The organism is Aquimonas sp. (genome assembly GCF_044377145.1).
Lineage (GTDB): Bacteria > Pseudomonadota > Gammaproteobacteria > Xanthomonadales > Xanthomonadaceae > Aquimonas.
This window is the reverse complement of sequence record NZ_JBILJQ010000002.1, coordinates 169,850-188,470: the sequence shown is the minus strand read 5'-3', so window position 1 is coordinate 188,470 and position 18,621 is coordinate 169,850. Positions and strand designations below refer to the sequence as shown.

Genomic DNA, 18,621 nt, shown 5'->3' with positions numbered 1-18,621 from the left:
GATTGTTCCGCGGCGCGCCGATCACTCGGCGCTGCCCAGCTGGCCGCGTGCGCGACCCACGCTGAGCTGGGTGCGCAGCGGCAGTGCCAGCAGGCCGCAGCCGATTCCGAGCAGTACCGCTGCGCTGCCCGCGGCTGGCGGCAAGGTCACCGTCTGCAGCAGCTCACCGACGGCCGGTAGCTGGGCGCAGACCAGGCTGGCCAAAGTGAACGCGCTGATCAACGCGGCGGTGCCGCTGCGGAAACCGGTGAGGGCGCAGCTCAAGCTGGCGCTGAAGCCGAGCAGAGCGGCCAGGCCGAGGCTGCGCTGCAGGGCCGGCTGGGCGCCGTCGCCCAGACTGCCGCCCAGGCTCGCCGCCAGCAGCACCGCCGCGCTGGCGAGTGCGCCGATCAGCAGTAGGCCACGCCAGGCGCGCGCGCTGAACAGCTGCCCCGGCGGCAGGCTCACGCCGCGCCGCTGCTGGTGGCCGTCGGCGCGCTGCTGGAAGGCGAGCATGGCGGTCGGGTGGATCACCAGCTCCAGCCAGACGATGTGGATCGGCAGGTACAGCAGCGGGCCACCCAGCGCCGGCACCAGGGTGGCGGTGAGCACGAAAGGCAGGTGGATCATCAGCAGGTAGGCGAAGCTGGCCTGCAGGTTGCGGAACAGCTGTCGGCCTTCGCCGACCGCGCTGACCAGGGTGGCGAAGTTGTCATCCAGCAGCACGATATCGCCGGCCTCGCGCGCGGCCTGGGTGCCGCGTTCGCCCATCGCCACGCCGATATCGGCGGCCTGCAGCGCGGGCACATCGTTGACGCCATCGCCGGTCACCGCCACCACCTCGCCGGCCGCCTGCAGCTGCTGTACCAGGGCCAACTTCTGCTGCGGCAGCGCGCGCGCGATCACATCGGCTGCGGCCAGCGCCCGCGGCTCGGGGCGGTCGCTGTCCTGCAGGCTCAGCACCTGCGGCTGCGCGCCACCGAGGCCGATCGCGCGGGCGATGGCGGCTGCCGTCGCCGGATGGTCACCGGTGATCATGACGACCCGGATGCCTTCCTGCAGACACGCCTGCACGGCCTCACGCACGCCCTCGCGCAGCGGATCGGCGAAGGCCAGCAGGCCGAGCATCTCGAAACCGGCGGCGGGTTCTTCCGTTGCATCGCGCCCAGCGGGCAGCTGCGCTGCGGCACAGGCGATCACCTTCAGGCCTTGCGCCGCCAACTGCTCGGCCTGCTGCTGCCAACCGCTGCGCGTGGACTCGCTCAGCGCGCACAGCGCCAGAATGGTCTCGACTGCACCCTTGCTCAGTGCAGTGTCGGGGCCGCCGTCGGCACCGGCCAGCAGCACGGTTTCGCGGCGGCGCGATTCCGCGAACGGAAACCGCGCCAGCACACGCACGGCGTCGTCGGACGCGGCCGCCACGCGCAGCGCCTGGTCCAGCGGGTCGGTGCTGTCTGCCGTCAGTGCAGCATTCACGCGTGCCAGCAAGGCCTCGCGTTCAAACCCCGGCGCCGGCACCACTTCAGCCAGCGCCAGCCGGCCTTCGGTCAGGGTGCCGGTCTTGTCGGTGCACAGCACGCTGACCCGGCCGATGTTCTCCACCGCCACCGCCCGCCGGACCAGGGCCTGCCGCCGCGCCAGCCGGAATACGCCGACGCCGAGGAACAGGGTCAGCACCACCGGAAACTCCTCGGGCAATGCGGCAATTGCCAGCGTCAGCGCGCTCAGCAGTGCATCCAGCAGACCACGGCCCTGCCACAGCCGGATCGCGAACAGCAGCAGGCACAGGGCCAGAGCGCCGATCAGCAGCGCGCGCACCAGCCCGGCGACCGCCAGCTGCAGCGGCGTGCGTCGCTGCGGCAGCGACTGCGCCAACCGGGCGATTTCGCCGTAGCGGGTTTCGGCGCCGGTGTGCAGTACCCGCAGCTCGCCGCTGCCGGCCAGCACGCGGGTGCCGGCAATGACCCAGTGGCGGGCGTCGGCGCGCGCGCACTCGGCAAGCTCCGCGGTCAGCGCCTCTTTGCGCACCGGAGTCGACTCGCCGCTCAGGCTGGACTCGTCCAGCTGTAGTTCCGACCCCGCGCTGAGCACGCCGTCGGCGGGGCAGTACTCGCCGGGGCTGAGCCGGACCAGGTCGCCCGGCACCAGGCTGTGCGCCGGCTGGGTCTGCCAGATGCCGTCGCGCAGCACCATCGCCTGGCTGGCCAGACGCTGTGCCAGCCCTGCCGTCGAGGCCTGGGTGCGGCGATGCAGGTAGGCGTCCATGCCCAGCAGCGGCGCCATCGCCGCCAGCAGCACCCAGGCCTCGGCGTGGTCGCCGGTGGCGAAGAACAGCGCGCTGACCACGGCCAGAAACCACAGCATCGGATCGCGCGCCGAGTCGATCAGCGCCTGCCAGCTGCGCCGCGGCGCCGCATCGACCACGTCATTGCGGCCATAGCGCAGCAGGCGAGACGCGGCCTCAGTGTGGGTCAGGCCCTCGCCGCCGCGTAGGCCCTGGACCCGATCCCGCGCGATTGAACGTTCAGACATGGGACAAGCTCCGGGTCGCGTGGCGAGTGGGCTGTGCAGCACTTGCTGCCGGATGATCCCACGGTGTGAACAGCCGCAGCCGTGCGCAGGCGGACAGACGCCCGCTTGACCGGCACCACCCAAGCTCTTCGCGCGCGCAGGCCTTGGCCCAAGGCCTGCCTGCAACATGCATCGCCATGACCACCTTTCCCCGCAGCGAATACGGCTTTGCCCGCGGCGTCTGCATCGGCCCCGAGCCCCTGCAGCGAGCCGATGTCGAGGCCTTCATCCGCAGCAACAAGGCGCCAGTCAGCGAGTCGCGTCGCCCCCGCCACGCGGGTAGCTGGGGCGATTCGTGCGTCGGCGAAGGTGCTGTTGCTGCGGGAATGCCTGTGCCTGTGCGGCGCCAGGGTCGGCCTGCTGATCCGGCACGACCAGGACTCAACGTGTTCGGCACACGCGAGCCGGCGGCTGCGAACGCAGGGCAGGCACGCGCTCAGTGACCGATCCTGCAGCCTCGGCCCCTGTCTGGTCTACCAGCCCCGTGCTGCGCGGGAGTGGGCTTTGCAAGCGCAGCATCGGGCACAGAAGCGGGCACAGAAGCGGGCAGACGTGTGCGCGGGCGGCGCGCGCGCGGGCGCAGCAGAGCGCGGCACCCTGCGCCCGCGTATTGCTGTATCGGCACATAGTTCAGCCTGGTTTCTTCTTGACTTGCGAACGTTCGGGTCCTAGCGTCCCGCCATCGCAAGCGAGTTGGCGCATGACGAGGTAGGCCGGGGGGCCGCCTCGCCGGATGTTCTGCGACCACCCTGCGATGTGGCAGGCCACCGAGCGGCGGCCCGTCCACCTTGCCTACGCGGCATCACTCAATGTTCGGGGAGAACACAACATGCAGCTTCAGCTCACGCAGCGCCGGGCGCAGGCCCGGTCGTTCTGGCGCCTCGCGCTGTCCGGCCTTCTGGTCGGCGCTTTCGGCCTGATCGGTTCGGCATCGGCCCAGCAGGATGAAGGCGAAATCGGCATCCAGATCGTCGGCGGTCGCCTCGCTAGCGAGGCCTATCCGTTCACCGCTTCACTTCAGCGCAACGGCAGCCACGGCTGCGGCGGCTCCTTGATCCATCCGCAGTGGGTGTTGACCGCGGCGCATTGCACTGGCGGCAGCCTGTCGGTGCGGGTGGGCTCGACCAACCGCAGCTCGGGTGGCCAGGTCATTCCGGTGGCCCAGGTCATCAACCATCCGAACTACGGTGCGGTCAACGGCTACGACATCGCCCTGCTGCGACTGTCGCGCGCCGTCACGGGGATCACGCCCGTCGCCATCGCCAGCAGCAGCCCGGCCAGCAGCTCGGCGATTCGTCTGCTCGGCTGGGGCCAGACCACGCCAAATCCCGGTGGCGACGGCGGTTCGGTACAGCTGAAGGAGCTCGACACCCAAGTGCTGGCGCGCAGCAGCTGCGCCAACGCCACGACCGGCGATCTGTGCATCTACGGAACCATCAGCAACACCGCCTGCTACGGCGACTCGGGCGGGCCGGCGCTGGTGCGCGGCAGCAGCGGCTGGACACTGGCGGGCGCCACCAGCCGCGCCGGTGGCAACAACAGCACCTGCGGCCCAACCAATGTCGTCTACACCGACGTCGCCTTCTTCCGCAGCTGGATCGCGCAGTACGTCAACACCGGCGGCGGTGATGGCGGCGGCGCCCCCTGCACCGGCTGCACGGCCTTTTCGGGCTCGCTGTCGGGCACCGGGCAATCGGCCATCCAGCCGAATGGCAGTTCTTACCAGAGCACCATCTCGGGCACGCATCGCGGCTGGCTGCGTGGGCCCTCGGGCACCGACTACGACCTCTACCTGGAACGCTGGAACGGTTCCAGCTGGACGCGCGTGGCCAGCGGCACCGGTAGCAGCTCGGAGGAAGCTGTGAGTTACAACGGCGCTGCCGGCTCCTACCGCTGGGTGGTCTACTCCTATCGTGGTTCTGGCACCTACCAGTTCTGGTTGCAGCGCCCATAAGGCCCGTTTGAGCCTGGCACGGCTGCGGCGAGATCCGCAGCCGTGCCGGTTCTGCAAAGCGTTGAAGCAGCGACAGTTTCGCTGAACCGCTGCACTCAGCAGGCCTGATGCGGCACCACGGCTCGTGGACCTCGGCGCAATGACACCGGATGCCGGAATCGCTCAAGAGTGACCTGAAGCCGGCGTCGTCCATGCCGCCCACCCCTCTGGACAGAAGCATCGGCGCGGGATGCGCCAATCCATCGCAGCGCGAAAGCGTACTGCCGCAGTGTTCACGGTCACCTGCTGGTTCAGCGTGATCGCGACTGCGCGCAACGCATGTCAACCTTTCAACCTGGAGTCATGTGATGAGACCGAGCTATCTGGGACTGGCTTGTCTGGTTGTCGTCGGGGCGCTGGCTGCGCCGGGCACGATCAAAGCTCAACAATCCGACGTGGACGGCGCGCGCGCCCCCGCCACGCAGGGCGACAAGTCGCAAGGCGAGTCGTGGCAGATCGAACAGCGTCGACGCTGGTGGATCGAGTCGCGCGACCTGAAAGACAACGCGAGCGCCGCCGACCAGCGTCGCTCCTCGCTGTCGGTGATGCGCCGCCAGTTGGTGCAGCAGGCGGAGATGGGCATCCGCTCGCAGGCCGAGCCTTGGCGTGAACTCGGCCCTTCTTCCATGAAGATGGGCAACTGGGCGATGGGTCGGGTGTCGGGCCGCATCAATGCGGTAACCCCGCATCCGACCAACGACAGCATCGTCTTCATCGGCGCTGCCAACGGCGGCGTGTGGAAGACCACCAACGCCGGCGTCAGCTGGACACCAACCTTTGTCGATGTGGGTTCGCAGTCGATCAGCGCCCTGCACGTCGAGACTGGCAGCCCCGACAACGTCTGGGCCGGCACCGGCGACCGTTTCGATGGCGACTGCTCGGGCTACCTGAGCGACGGCGTGTTCTTCAGCTCCGATGGCGGCCTCAACTGGTCGCCGCGCAACAATGGCATGCGGCTGTCGACCATCACCTCGCTGGTCACCCAGGCCAACAACGCCAACGTGGTGCTGGCCGCGGGTTTCGGCGATCGCTGCAATCAGGGTGGTGACGCCAACGGCGGCATCTACCGCTCCACCGACAAGGGTGCGACCTGGACCGAGGTGATGGACCGCAAGGTCGAGGATCTGGTGGCGATTGCCGGCACCAGCACCGTCTATGCCAGCGCCCCGGGCAGCGGTGTGTACCGCTCCGACAACGGTGGCGCCAGCTGGACCCTGCTCGGCGCGGCGAACACCGCCAGTCGAATGCGCCTGGCGGTGGCGCGCAGCAATGTGCAGGTGATCTATGCGCTCACCAACACCACGCTGTACCGCTCCGACAACGGCGGCGGCAGCTGGAACACGGTCAGCACGACCGCCTGCGACGGCCAGTGCACCTACAACCTGTCGCTGGATGTGAATCCGACCGATCCACAGACGCTGATCGTCGGCGCCATCCGCCCGCGCCGCTCGACCAATGGCGGCAGTTCGTTCACCACACTGACAAACCAATGGGGTATCTCGCAGCAGGTCCATCAGGACACCCATGCCGTTCGCTATTCGACCAATCTTGCCAATCGCGTCTGGATCGGCGGCGACGGCGGGCTCTGGCGCACCGACGACAGCGCCATCAGCTGGGTGAACATGAACGCCAATCTCAACATCACCCAGTACTACGACATCGTGGTGCATCCGACCGATCCGAACATCGTCTACGGCGGCGCCCAGGACAACTCCTCGGCCAGGCGCACCACTTCGAACCTGTGGGACCTGACCGTTGTCAACGGCGACGGCTTCATGAACGCCATCGACGAAACCAACGCGGCGATCGTGTTCCAGAACGGCTACCCCAGCGGCAGTGGCGCCAGCGCACGCCCGTCGATCTACCGCTCGACGCAATCCGGGGCCCCGGGCACCTTCGCCGGCGCCGGCAGCAGCGGCCTCACCGGTGGCGGTTTCCCCTGGGTCACGCCCGTCGATGTCGCCGGCGGCTTGCACTTCGTGGGCGGCTTTTACGTCTCGCGCGCGTCTGCCAACGCCAGCACCATGAGCTGGACCAACGTCAGCCCGCGCGTCTCCGGCACCGTCAGCGTGATCACCGCCAAGCGGATCGGCAGCACTGTGCACGTCTACGCCGGCACCGACAGCGGCCAGATCTACTACAGCGCAAACGGTGCCAGCACCAATGTGGCAGATGTGAGCGGCAGCCTGCCCGCGGGTCGAATCTCCGACGTCGCCATCGACCCGACCAATGGCAGCCGCGCCTTCCTCACCCGCGCCAGCTTCAGCGGCGCCAAGCTCTATCTCACCACCAGCGGCGGTGGCGCCTGGACTGCGGTCGGGTCCGGTTTGCCCAGCATCCCCGCCAACACCGTCGTGATCGATCCCCGCAACCTGCAGCGGGTGTTCGTAGGCACCGACATCGGCGTGTACGAGAGCCTGGACAGCGGCGCCAACTTCGCCCCCTTCTCTCAGGGCATGCCGGCGGGTCTGGTGATCAGCGACCTGGAAATCGACGACTCGCCGCACGTGCTGACCGCCGGCACCTACGGCCGCGGCGCCTGGCAGACCACGCTCAGCAGCGGCAGCAGCACCTACTCGGTCTCCGGCACCATCACCACCAGCGCCGGTGCGGCGATCAGCGGAGTCAGTGTCAGCAATGGCAGCAGCACGGTCAGCACCAACAGCAGCGGCGCCTACACGTTTACCGGCCTGAACAACGGCAGCTACACGCTGACCCCGTCGCTCAGTGGCTACAGCTTTTCGCCGGCCAATCGGAGCGTGAGCGTGAATGGGGCGAACGTGACGGGGCAGAGCTTCACCGGCACCGCTGCGGCGAGCACCTACTCGGTCTCCGGCACCATCACCACCAGCGCCGGTGCGGCGATCAGCGGAGTCAGTGTCAGCAATGGCAGCAGCACGGTCAGCACCAACAGCAATGGCGCCTACACGTTTACGGGCCTGAACAACGGCAGCTACACGCTGACCCCGTCGCTGAGTGGCTACAGCTTCTCGCCCGCCACTCGCAGCGTGAGTGTGAACGGCGCGAACGTCACGGGTCAGGGTTTCACCGGCACCGCCGCGGCGACCAGCTACTCGGTCTCCGGCACCATCACCACCAGCGCCGGTGCGGCAATCAGCGGAGTCAGTGTCAGCAATGGGCGCAGCTCGGCCAGCACCAACAGCAGCGGCGCCTACACGTTTACGGGCCTGAACAACGGCTCCTATACGTTGACCCCGTCGCTCAGTGGCTACACCTTCTCGCCGGCCAGTCGCAGCGTGAGCGTGAACGGCGCGAACGTGACCGGACAAGGCTTCACCGGCACCGCATCCACCGGCAACTGGCTGTCGCAGAGTGGCACCCTCACCAACGGAGCTGCCGCAAGCGTGCCCAGTTCGCCGGGCTATGCGCAGGGCGGCACCGGCACCTACCAGGCCCGGCTGACCGGCCCGTCGAATGCGGACTTCGATCTGACTCTGCTCAAGTGGAACGGCACCTCATGGGACACCGTCGCCAGCAGCACCGGGCCGACGTCGACCGAGTCGATCAACTACAGCGGCACGGCCGGCTATTACGCGCTGCAGGTCCGCTCCTACTCCGGCAGCGGCACCTACAACGTGCAGTACCTGTTCCCGCGGCCGTAAACCTGCTCACGCACTCGAGTGGATGCCCGCGGTCGCCCGAAGCGACCGCGGGCATGGTCTGCGGCAGCCCAGTCCTGTCCCGTCTCGCTGGCAGCCGCGGCAAATCGCGTGGAGTCACGCGCGGACCCGTGGCGGCACCGGGTCCGCTTGATCCCTTGATCCCTTGATCGCGGCCGTGGCCGGGCGGCTGTTTCGCAGTTCGGCCGGCGAAACTCCGAGAGCCTGCTACTCGCGCGCTTTCACCGGCCGCTTCCAGTCCGCAAAGCTCTGCTGGCGCGCACGTGCGATGGTCAGTTGACCCGCCGGGGCCTCGCGGGTCAGGGTGCTGCCGGCGCCGAGGGTGGCGTTTGCGCCGACCGTCACCGGCGCCACCAGGGACGAGTTCGAGCCGATAAAGGCACCGTCCTCGATGACCGTGCGGTGCTTGTGGGCGCCGTCGTAGTTGCAGGTGATGGTGCCGGCGCCGATGTTCACCTTGGCACCGATGTCGGCGTCGCCCAGGTAGCTCAGGTGATTGGCCTTGCTGCCTTGGCCGAGCCGCGCATTCTTGGTTTCGACGAAGTTGCCGACGTGCACGCCCTCGGCCAGCCGGGTGCCCGGGCGCAGGCGCGCGAACGGGCCGATCGTGCAGGGCCCCTCGGTGATCACGCCGTCGAGCTCGCAGTGGCCGAGTACCACCGTGCCGGCGGCCAGGCTCGAATTGCGGATGCGGCAGAACGGGCCGATTGAAACGCCATCGAGCAGGCTGACCTCGCCCTCGAGGATCACGTCGATGTCGATTTCGACATCCGAACCGGCCTGCACACGGCCACGCACGTCGATGCGGGTTGGGTCGGCCAGACGCACGCCGGCGAGCATCAGCGCGCGTGCCTCGCGCTGCCGATACAGGCGTTCGAGGTCGGCCAGCTGGATCGGATCGTTGGCGCCGAAGCTCTCGCTGGCCTCGCCTGCGGCGACGCAGTCGGCCTTGGACGCATCACGCGCGGCCAGGGCGAAGATGTCGGTCAGGTAGTACTCGCCCTGGGCGTTGTCGGCGCGGATCTCGGCCAGCCAGCCGCGCAGACGGCCGATGTCGCAGACGATCAGGCCGGTGTTGATCCAGCGCACCGCACGCTGCTCGGCGCTGGCGTCCTTGTGCTCAACGATCGCCTCGACCCGGCCCTGCGCATCCAGCAGCAGACGGCCGTAGCCGCTGGGGTCATCCAGCTCGGCGCCAAGCACCGCCAGCGTCGCATCGGCCTGCAGCAGGGCGCGCAGGGTGTCGACACGGATCAAGGGCACATCGCCGTACAGCACCAGCACGCGGCCGTGCTCAGGCAGCACCGGCAGGGCCTGCTGCACTGCATGGCCGGTGCCGCGGCGTTCGGTCTGCTCGACCCAGGACAGATCGGCCTGATCGGCGAAGGCGGCGCGCACCTGCTCACCGGCATGGCCGTAGACGATGTGGATCGCGGCCGGCTCAAGCGCGCGCGCGGCCTCGATCACGTGCGCCAGCATCGGCCGGCCGGCGACCGGCATCAGCACCTTGGGCTTGCGCGAACGCATGCGCTTGCCTTCGCCGGCAGCGAGGATCAGGACATGCAGGGGTGCAGCAGGCTGGCTGGCGTGGGGCATACGGCGATCATCCGGGCGGGCAAGGCCCGCATGATCGCCGCAGATCGCGGCCGCGGCCAGCGTCAGCGCGTGAGGCGCCTACTTGCCGGCGGCAAAGCGCGTCCCGAAGAAATTGCCCTCGTTCCAGCGCGGGCGGTCGGCGGCATCGGCGACGCGCGCTGCGACCACCTGATTCAGCCGCGCCAGCCGCGCCGCGCTCGGGTAATGGATCGGTTGGTTCGCATCGTCGTTCGGCTGGTGGTAGCGCTGGCGCAGGAACTCGTCGAGCTGATCGAGCCCGTTCACGGCCGGATCGCGTGCGACCACGCCGCCATCCATGTAGACCGCCGGCACACCCTGGCGGATGAAGGCGTACTGGTCGCTGCGCACGAACACGACTTCCTCCGGCCTCGGGTCTGCCGACAGCTCGATGCCGAGCTCGGCGGCGACCTGTTTGACGATCGGCGCCAGGCTGCTGTTCTCGACCCCGATCGGCATCACGTCGCGCAGGTCAGTCAACATCACCGGCATGTCCATGTTCACGTTGGCAACGATGCCGTCCTTGGCCACGGTCGGCCAGCGCGCGAAGTACTCGGCGCCGAGCAGGCCCTTTTCCTCGGCGGTCAGGGCGATGAACAGCTGCGAGCGCTGCGGACGCGGCTGCGCCACCGCGAGGCGTGCGGCCTCGATCAGGATCGAGGTGCCGAGCGCGTTGTCGAAGGCGCCGTTGTAGATGTTGTCGCCCTCGACCGGCGCGCCGATGCCGACGTGGTCCAGATGCGCGGTCAGCACCACATGCTCGGCCGCGCGCTGAGGATCGGTGCCGGGCAGGCGGCCGACCACGTTGCGGCTGGTCACCGAATGCTGACGGGTCTGGCCGGCCAGGCGCACCCGCCACGGCAGTTCGAACGCGCTGAGCTCGCCGCGTTTGAGCCGCGCGAACACCTCGTCGGCCTCCATCGCGCTGCCGGCGAACACCCGTGCTGCGGCATGCGCGCCCAGGCTCGCGCTAGCGGTGAGTTCGGGGAAACTGTCGACGGCCTTGCCATCGTCGCCGCGCAGGCGCATGCCGGGCACCAGCCAGTTGCGGGCGCCGCGCGCCCACGGCGATTTCGCCTCACGCTCGGGATCGCCGAGGTAGATCACCCCGACCGCGCCGCGCTCGACCAGGGTCGCGCTCTTGACGATGCCCGAGCTGTAGTACGCGCGCTCGTCATTCGGGAAACGCTCCGGCGCGCCCGACAACACCACCGCCACCTTGCCGCGCAGATCGATGCCGCGGAAGTCGTCGTGCTCGAACTCCGGCGCCACCACGCCCTGGCCGACAAACACCAGTGGCGCTTCCACCGAGTGGGTATTGGCGTTGAAGTTGATGCCAGGCAGGAAGTCGACCTGGAACTCGAAGGTTTCGCTGCGGCCTTCAAGTGCGCCGGTGCCGGTCAGTTTCAGTTCGGCGGCGCCGGGCACACGCTGGGCCTCGATCAGCGGCACGCTCTGGAACCAGCTGCCGTCGTCGCCGGCGGGCTCCAGCCCGAGCTTGCTGTACTCGGCGGCGACATACAGCGCGGCGATATCGAAGCCGCGCGTGGCCGCGGCGCGGCCTTCGAGCAGGTCGTCGGCCAAGAAGCGTAGATCCGCCTCGATCCGGCGCGCGGAGGTGGCCTCATCGAAAGCGGCAGGTGTCGCGATCGGCGCGGGCGCCGGCGCGCAGGCGGCCAAGGCCAGACTGAGCGCAGTGCTGAGCGCGAAAGATCGATAGGCGAAACGCGGCATGGGCGGCTCCAGCGGGCGGGAAGGCCGCTACCTTTGGCGCCGCCGGGTTCAGCCGTAAGGGCCGAAGGTCATCCGCTGCACAACTCGACCCTGACTCGCCCGGTCGATGGCCGCGAAGGAGAACGAGTTGCGCGCCGAAGTCGATCTGGGTGAATGGGTCGTCCCTACTCCCAGGGCTCCACTTTCTGCACGTCGATCGTGTAGTACGACTGCGCCACGCTGTTGCGGGTCGGCTTGACTTCGATCTTGCCGTAGACCCAGTAGGCGGCCCAGATCTCGGTCATTTCGATCGGCTCGTCGGGCTTGGCGAACACGATCTGGTTCGGCGGCGGCGGCGGTACGTGAATGCAGGCGCCGAAGTAGGGCACCACGAAGAACTCGCTGATCTTGTTGTCTTCGGTAATGGTCACCGGAACGATGTAGCCGGGCAGCTTGCCCTCGGCGCCGTTCAGCGCCAGCACCGGTTGCGAGTCGGTGTAGTCCGGCGCGACCGGCTCACCGGCGTGATCGACCACCGGCGCATCCTGCAGCGCCTTCAGCTCCTCTTCGGGGATGAGTTCGAGCCAGTCGAAGGTGCGGTCTTCGGCGAAGGCCGGGGCGATCAGCAGGGACAGAACCAGGGCACACAGAACGCGGGTCATCTCGGGTATCCGGAAAGTGGGGAGCCGCAGCGCTGCGGCTTCAGTTGCGAACCATCATGCCGTCGGCCAGCGAGCGGCGATAGGCCAGAAAGGCAGGGATCAGCCCAACCCCGGCGCCGGCACCCAGCACCAGAGCCAGCAGTTTCAGTTCGCCGACCGAGGGCCAGCCGAGGCTGAGCGCGATGCCGGTGGCGCGTTCGATCATCGGTGCCGCCAGCAGGGCGCCGAGGTGCAGCAGCAGCAGGCCGAGCAGCACGCCGACTACGGTCAGCAGCATCGCTTCAAGCAGCAGCAGGGTCGATACGGTCAAGGGCCCGGCGCCCAGCGCGCGCAGGATAGCCATCTCACGGCGGCGCTCGCTCAGGGTGCCGAGCAGCGCGGCCAGCATGCCCAGCAGCCCGGCCGCGACCACGCAGGCGGCGGTCAGCAGCAGGGCCTTCTCGACCATGCCCAGCATCGACCACAGCTGCTGCAGGGCCACGCCGGGCAGCAAGGCGGTCAGCGGCTCGGCGCGGAATTCGTTGATCGCGCGCTGGGCGTTGAAGGTCGCCATGCGCGATTCGAGGCCGACGAAGAACGCGGTGATCGAGCGCGGCTGCAGGCGTTCGGGTGGGATTTCATCCGGCGCGCGGCCGATTCGTGTTCCCGAGCGCCAGTTGAGATGGATCGCCTCGATCGCCTGCAGGCTGACGTGCACGCTCTGGTCGATCGGCGTGCCGGTGCGCGCGAGGATGCCGGCGATGGTGAAGGGCCGATCGTCGTGCTGATTGGGCGTGAAGGCGCCGGTGCCGTGCGCGAGCACGATGGGATCGCCAACTGCATAGCCCAGCGCCTGCGCGACCTCGGCGCCGACTACGGCCTCGAACAGGCCATCAAACGCCTGACCCTGCTCGAAGCGAAGGGCGCGGTCACCGCCGGTGCGCACGTGCTCGAAGAATGCCGGCGTGGTGCCGACCACGCGGTAGCCGCGGTGCGAATCGCCGAGGCTGATCGGCACCGTCCAGGCCACGTCGTCGCGCGCCGCCAGCTCCTGATAGCTGGCCCAGCTGACGTTGTTGGTGGCATCGCCCATGTGGAACACGGAATACAGCATCAGCTGCACCGGATGCGCGCGCGCGCCGACGATCAGATCAGTGCCCGAGACCGTGCGCAGAAAGCTGTCGCGGGCCTCGCTGCGCAGGCGCTCGACGCTGAGCAGCAGCAGCACGCTCAAGCTGATGGTGGCCACCGTCACCAGGGCGGTGAACCGGCGATTGACCAGGCTGGCCCAGGCCAGCCGCATCAGGGCGCTCATACAGATGCCTCCTGCGGCTGCAGGCTGAGCAGCTCGACGCTGCGATCGAACCAGGGCTGCAGCGCGCGATCGTGGCTGACGAACAGCAGGGCGCTGCCGGCCGCGGCACATTCGCCGAGCAGGAGTTCGAGGAATTCACGCCGACGGTCGGCATCCAGCGCCGAGGTCGGCTCATCGGCCAGGATCAGTTCGGGCGCGCCAAGCAAAGCGCGTGCGGCCGCCACCCGCTGCTGCTGGCCAACGCTGAGCTGCGCGGCCGGGCGCTGGATCAGCTCCGCCTGCAGACCGAGCGCGGTCAACAGCCGCAGCGCTTGCGCGCGCGGGCCGCCGTCGCGGGCCGCGGCACGCTGGGCACGGCGCTTGGAGAACCGCACCGACAGCAGCACGTTGTCGAGCGCGGACAGAAACGGCAGCAGGTTGAACTGCTGGAAGATCACGCCGATGTGGTCGGCGCGCAGCGCATCGCGGCGGCGCTGCGCCAGCGCCTGCGCATCCACGCCTGCAATCGCGACCTGGCCGGACTGCGGCCGCAGGGTGCCGGCGATCAGACCCAGCAGGGTGCTCTTGCCGCTGCCGCTGGGGCCGGCCAGGAAAACCCGCTCACCCGCGCGCAGCGCGAACGCATCGATCGCCACCGTTGGCCGCGTATCGCCCGGCCAGCTGAAGCGCAGGTGGGTCAGACGCAGTGCGTCGGTGCGGGCTTCGACAGTGCGTTCGGCGCGGTCAGGGCTCATCGGCTCAGGGGGATCTCGTTGTCGGCGGGCGTCAGCCGACCACCGGTTTGCGTGGTGTCGGTGACCAACTGGTAATCGATGTGCTGCAGCTCGGGGAAGTGCGCGAACAGGCTCAGGGTGAGCGCGTTCAGCGCCTGCGGCTTGGCACAGTCGAAGCGATGGTAGCTGCGCCAGTTGCTGTGGCCCGCGTGCGCATCGTCATGGCTGTGCTCGGCATGCGCGTGACCGTCCGCGTGCTCAACGTGCTGATGTTCGTCGTGTGCATGGTCGTGATCGGCATGGTCGTGATCGTGCACGGATGCAGACGCGGGCTGCGGCAACTCAGCCTGTACCCGCGGAACGCCGGCAACACAGGCGGCGGCGCTGGGCAGGGCGTACAGGGTGTTGCCATCGCCGAGCCACGCTTTCGCGGCATCGACTCGGGCGATTTCCTCGACCGACTCGGGCGCGCGCTCGAAGCCGACAAAATTGAATGCGGCGCCCTCCAGCTGCAGTTCCAGCGTGCTGCCGGAGAGCGCGATATCCAGCTGCGCAGCGCCGTGTTCATGGGCTGCTTGCGCGCGGCTCCCCTCGGTCGCCAGGGCAGGCGTGATCAGGCAGGTCAGAGTGAGGACGAGGGGCAGACGGTGCATGGGCGTTCTCTCGGCGGGTTCGGTGAACAGCTCATGGTGATATGTTATAGCGCTATCAAAATCGTCCCCGTGAGGAGCACGCGCATGACCACTGCCAGCAGCGCCGGTTCCCCTGCGGCCGTCTGGGCCGACCGGCTTGGCCTGTCGCTGGCCCTGCTGTGCGCGCTGCACTGTATTGCCACCGCAGTGGTGCTGCTGAGTTTTCCGGCGCTGTGGCTGCAGCTGCGTTACGCCGCACCCGATTACGCCTGGCTGCTGTACGCCGAACGCTGGATCGCCGGCGCCAGCCTGAGCCTTGCCGCATTGGCTTTGTTGCTGGCATGGCGACGGTTGCGCTCCAACCTCGCGCGCGCTGCGCTGTTGACCGGCGCCGCCGGCGTTGTCGCCGGCCTGTGGTGGCCCGCGCTGGCGCACAGTTTCTGGAGCATCCCGGCGGTCAGCGGCGGCGCCCTCCTGATCGCGTTCGGTCATTTCGTGCATCTGCGCGGCTGGCGACGCTGCCGCTGAGATCCGACCGATGTCGGAACTGTCGCCCGGCTTGCGTATCCTTCCCGCCCACACCGCAACCACCGAGGCTGACCATGCTGCGCCCGACCCTGCTTGCCGCTGCGCTGACCCTGACCCTGCCTGCACTTGCCGATGACCAGGTGATGCTGGTGCTGGATGCCTCCGGATCGATGTGGGGGCAAATCGACGGCGTCACCAAGATCGAGATCGCCCGCGACACCGTCGATGGCCTGGTGCGCGACTGGAAGCCCGACACCGCGCTCGGCCTCGTTGCCTACGGGCACAATCGCAAGGGCGACTGCGCCGACATCGAGACCCTGATCGCGCCCGGCCCGCTGGATGCCGCCGGCTACATGCGCACCGTGCGTGGGCTGAACCCGGTCGGGATGACGCCGCTGTCGGCCGCGGTTATCCAGGCCGCCGACGCGCTCAAGCACAGCGAACAGAAGGCCACGGTCATCCTGGTCTCCGACGGCGAGGAAACCTGCAACCTCGATCCCTGCCAGGTCGGTCGTGAACTCGAAGCCAGCGGGGTCGATTTCACCGCGCACGTGATCGGTTTCGATGTCGCCAACCCGCAGCACCAGGCCCAGCTGCGCTGCCTGGCCGAGAACACCGGCGGCCGCTACTTCAACGCCCGCAATGCCGCTGAACTGACCGGAGCGCTCGGCGCGGTGGTGGCGGTCAGCACCGAACCCGCGCTGCCGCCCGCCACGGCCAGCCTGACTGCCCCCGACAGCGCACCAGCGGCCAGCCAGCTGCGCGTGCAGTTCGAGGGCCCGGGCGACGACGGCGACTACATCGGCCTGTTCGCTGCAAATGCGCCGGACCGCGCCGGCGAGCTGCGCTTCGCCTGGGTCAAGGACGCCACCGAGGGCGGCGTTACCCTCGAGACCGCGGCTGTGGTCGGCCCGCACGAGCTGCGCTACATCAGCCCGCTGCGCGAGTTCGCGGTGCTGGCGCGGCGCCCGCTGGCGGTCACCGAAGTCGTCGCCAGCCTTGATGCGCCGGCCGAACTCGAAGCCGGTGCACTGGTCACCGTGCGCGCCAGCGGGCCGGAGTCGCCGAGCCACTGGATCGGCTTCGCGCCCAAGGGCAGTGGGCCGAACGTCTATCTCGACTACAAGCGCCCGACCGGGCCCACCAGCGAACTCGAGCTGCGCGCGCCCGCCGAGCCCGGCGAGTACGAGCTGCGCTACGTGCTGAATGAGAACGAGCGCGTGCTGGCCAGCCGCCCGGTGAAAGTCAACGCGGCAACGGTCTATGTGCGCGGTCCGGCCGAAGTGGCTGCCGGCGCGCGGGTCGAGGTCGAAGCCGCCGGCCCGGTCGACAATCGCCACTGGATCGGCATCGCCACAGCCGGCAGCGCCCCCAGCAGCTACGACGACTACACGCGTCCGGTGGCCGGGCAGACGAGTTACACGCTGCGCGCACCTGCCGAACCCGGCGACTACGAAATTCGTTACGTGCTGAACGAGTCCGAAGCCGTCGCCGCCTCGCAGCCGCTGAAGGTGATCGCCGCCGAAATCAGCATCGACGCGCCTGCAGAAGCCGCAGCCGGCAGCGAGCTTGCCTTCCGAGCGCGCGGTCCGGCGGGCAGCGGCAACTGGGTCGGCTTTGCCGAAGTCGGCTCGAGCGACGGCAGCTGGTCCGGCCGTTACGCCTATGTCACCGAGAACGATGCCAGCTACAGCTTGGCTGCTCCCACCGAGCCCGGCGACTATGAGCTGCGCTTTGTCAGCGGTGACGGCAAGGTGCTGTATCGGCAGGCGCTGCGCGTGCGTTGAGTGGGGCGGGGTTCGTTGCGCTGCAGATTCCGATGGTGCCGTGCGTCGACGCTGGCCCGCCTGCCCTCTGGCACTCGGGCACAGAGGGCAGGCACCGAGCTTCTGAGCCAGGGCGCGCATTCAACAGGGCGCGCACCCGTCGGTAGCGGGGGTGCCCGGCGTGCGCGAAAAGCGATCAGCCCAGGCCCGGCGCGTCGGTGTCTGTTGTCACGGCCGCTGCCAACACTCTGGCGCGGCCCGCATCAACGCCGGCTGCGCACCCGCGCTCAGAACAACTCTCCCTGTCAGCGGCGCGGCAGTCGGCGGCATCTGCATCAGCCGCTCCCACTGGCTCGCCCAGCGCACGCGACGCTTGAGCCCACGAATCACGCCGAACTGCCGCCACTCGCGTAACGCCACACCGCGCCGCCGACACCAGGCCGCGACCGCGCAATCGCGGGCATAGGTCCAGGCATTGCCGGTTTCCTCGTGCGCGTGCATTGCGTCGAAGGCTTGTGCCCGATGCAGGGCATCGAGCACCGCGCAGACCTCGCCCTCGCGCACGATCAAAGCCTGGCCGAGCGCAGCCAGTGCGGCGCGCAGCTCGAACAGCGCCGGTCGCAGCACCTGCCAGTGGCGCGGCGCCACGTCCTCGGGCTCGATCACATACAGCGGCAGCACGCTGCCGCGCGCCGCGGCGGCGTGCAGCGGTGCGTGGTCCTGAACGCGCAGATCGCGTTTGAACCAGACCAGGGTCGTGGGCGTCGACATCGCCGCAGTCTTGCCTGCGCCGCATCGGGCGTGCGTGAAGCGCGGCTTGCGGCGCGCGCGGCGCTTCGCCACTGTGTGCGCTGATTTCCGAAGGTCACCCGCATGCTCGCTGGCACACCCCGCAGCACTCCGTCAGGACGCGAGTTCACCTTGATCGTCGGTCTGATCCTCGGCGCTCTGATCTGGTCGGGCCTGAACCCGACCGACCGCCTGACCTGGATGATGGAGGTGGTCTGGGTCGTCCTCGCGCTGCCGCTGCTGATGCTGACCCGCGCGCGCTTCCCGCTGACCCGGCTGCTCTACTGGCTGATCGCCTTGCACTGCGTGATCCTGGTCTACGGCGGCGCCTGGACTTACGCCGAAACACCGCTCGGCCTGTGGGTGCAGGACGCCTTCGATCTCCAGCGCAACCACTATGACCGGCTCGGCCACTTCGCCCAGGGCTTCATCCCGGCCATCCTCGGCCGAGAACTGCTGCTGCGCCGCACGCCGCTGCAGCCGGGCGCCTGGTTGTTCTACCTCGTCACCTCGGCCTGCCTCGCGTTCTCCGCATTCTTCGAAATGATCGAGTGGTGGGCCGCGCTGATCTGGGGCGGCGCGGCCGATGCCTTCCTCGCCACCCAGGGCGATGTCTGGGACACCCAGTGGGACATGTTCCTGGCCCTGTGCGGCGCGATCATCGCCCAGTTGCTGCTGGCGCGCTGGCATGCGCGGCAGCTGCCGGCGGCGTGAGCCCACGCATCC

The 18,621-nt window shown here is 68.8% G+C and carries 13 protein-coding genes; 5 read left to right on the top strand and 8 right to left on the bottom strand.

Features of this window, described 5'->3' with window-relative positions; all coding sequences use genetic code 11:
- Window positions 1-21: 21 nt before the first annotated feature.
- The gene (locus ACIQ7H_RS01705; RefSeq protein WP_395787730.1) at window positions 22-2,511 is read right to left on the bottom strand and encodes a cation-translocating P-type ATPase; all 2,490 of its coding nucleotides are present in this window, start codon (window positions 2,509-2,511) and stop codon (window positions 22-24) included.
- 868 nt (window positions 2,512-3,379) lie between these two features.
- Here ACIQ7H_RS01705 and ACIQ7H_RS01700 point away from each other — a divergent pair.
- The gene (locus tag ACIQ7H_RS01700) at window positions 3,380-4,504 is read left to right on the top strand and encodes a S1 family peptidase (RefSeq protein WP_395787728.1); all 1,125 of its coding nucleotides are present in this window, start codon (window positions 3,380-3,382) and stop codon (window positions 4,502-4,504) included.
- 347 nt (window positions 4,505-4,851) lie between these two features.
- Complete coding sequence (locus ACIQ7H_RS01695; protein WP_395787726.1) at window positions 4,852-8,166, top strand: carboxypeptidase regulatory-like domain-containing protein; 3,315 nt, start codon at window positions 4,852-4,854, stop codon at window positions 8,164-8,166.
- Window positions 8,167-8,391: 225 nt separating this feature from the next.
- Here the strand turns inward: ACIQ7H_RS01695 and glmU are convergent, their stop codons facing one another.
- The 6 genes from glmU to ACIQ7H_RS01665 form a co-directional block, all read right to left on the bottom strand.
- Window positions 8,392-9,780 carry a bifunctional UDP-N-acetylglucosamine diphosphorylase/glucosamine-1-phosphate N-acetyltransferase GlmU gene (glmU, locus tag ACIQ7H_RS01690; protein WP_395787724.1) on the bottom strand — a complete coding sequence of 463 codons (1,389 nt, stop codon included), beginning with the start codon at window positions 9,778-9,780 and terminating at the stop codon, window positions 8,392-8,394.
- A gap of 78 nt (window positions 9,781-9,858) precedes the next feature.
- Window positions 9,859-11,532: a M28 family metallopeptidase gene (locus tag ACIQ7H_RS01685; RefSeq protein ID WP_395787722.1), complete on the bottom strand. Its 1,674-nt coding sequence runs from the start codon at window positions 11,530-11,532 to the stop codon at window positions 9,859-9,861.
- Between the two features lie 164 nt (window positions 11,533-11,696).
- Window positions 11,697-12,173 carry a DUF3299 domain-containing protein gene (locus ACIQ7H_RS01680; protein WP_395787720.1) on the bottom strand — a complete coding sequence of 159 codons (477 nt, stop codon included), beginning with the start codon at window positions 12,171-12,173 and terminating at the stop codon, window positions 11,697-11,699.
- Between the two features lie 40 nt (window positions 12,174-12,213).
- Window positions 12,214-13,467, bottom strand: coding sequence for an FtsX-like permease family protein (locus ACIQ7H_RS01675; RefSeq protein ID WP_395787718.1), 1,254 nt, complete (start codon window positions 13,465-13,467; stop codon window positions 12,214-12,216).
- Window positions 13,464-14,201 (bottom strand): ABC transporter ATP-binding protein, encoded by a 738-nt coding sequence (locus tag ACIQ7H_RS01670; protein ID WP_395787716.1) that lies wholly within the window; start codon window positions 14,199-14,201, stop codon window positions 13,464-13,466. Before ACIQ7H_RS01670 ends, ACIQ7H_RS01675 begins: the two co-directional genes overlap by 4 nt.
- Window positions 14,198-14,833 (bottom strand): DUF2796 domain-containing protein, encoded by a 636-nt coding sequence (locus ACIQ7H_RS01665; RefSeq protein ID WP_395787714.1) that lies wholly within the window; start codon window positions 14,831-14,833, stop codon window positions 14,198-14,200. Before ACIQ7H_RS01665 ends, ACIQ7H_RS01670 begins: the two co-directional genes overlap by 4 nt.
- 84 nt (window positions 14,834-14,917) lie before the next feature.
- Here ACIQ7H_RS01665 and ACIQ7H_RS01660 point away from each other — a divergent pair, with 84 nt between their 5' ends.
- Complete coding sequence (locus ACIQ7H_RS01660) at window positions 14,918-15,340, top strand: MerC family mercury resistance protein (protein WP_395787712.1); 423 nt, start codon at window positions 14,918-14,920, stop codon at window positions 15,338-15,340.
- 74 nt (window positions 15,341-15,414) lie between these two features.
- Window positions 15,415-17,127 carry a VWA domain-containing protein gene (locus ACIQ7H_RS01655; RefSeq protein ID WP_395787710.1) on the top strand — a complete coding sequence of 571 codons (1,713 nt, stop codon included), beginning with the start codon at window positions 15,415-15,417 and terminating at the stop codon, window positions 17,125-17,127.
- A gap of 207 nt (window positions 17,128-17,334) precedes the next feature.
- Here the strand turns inward: ACIQ7H_RS01655 and ACIQ7H_RS01650 are convergent, their stop codons facing one another.
- The gene (locus tag ACIQ7H_RS01650) at window positions 17,335-17,877 is read right to left on the bottom strand and encodes a deoxyribodipyrimidine photo-lyase (protein ID WP_395787708.1); all 543 of its coding nucleotides are present in this window, start codon (window positions 17,875-17,877) and stop codon (window positions 17,335-17,337) included.
- A 102-nt stretch (window positions 17,878-17,979) separates the two neighbouring features.
- On the opposite strand from ACIQ7H_RS01650, the gene ACIQ7H_RS01645 reads away from it, so the two are divergent.
- A complete protein-coding gene (locus ACIQ7H_RS01645) occupies window positions 17,980-18,609 on the top strand; it encodes a DUF2238 domain-containing protein (protein WP_395787706.1) in 630 nt (209 codons plus the stop codon).
- Window positions 18,610-18,621 lie beyond the last annotated feature (12 nt).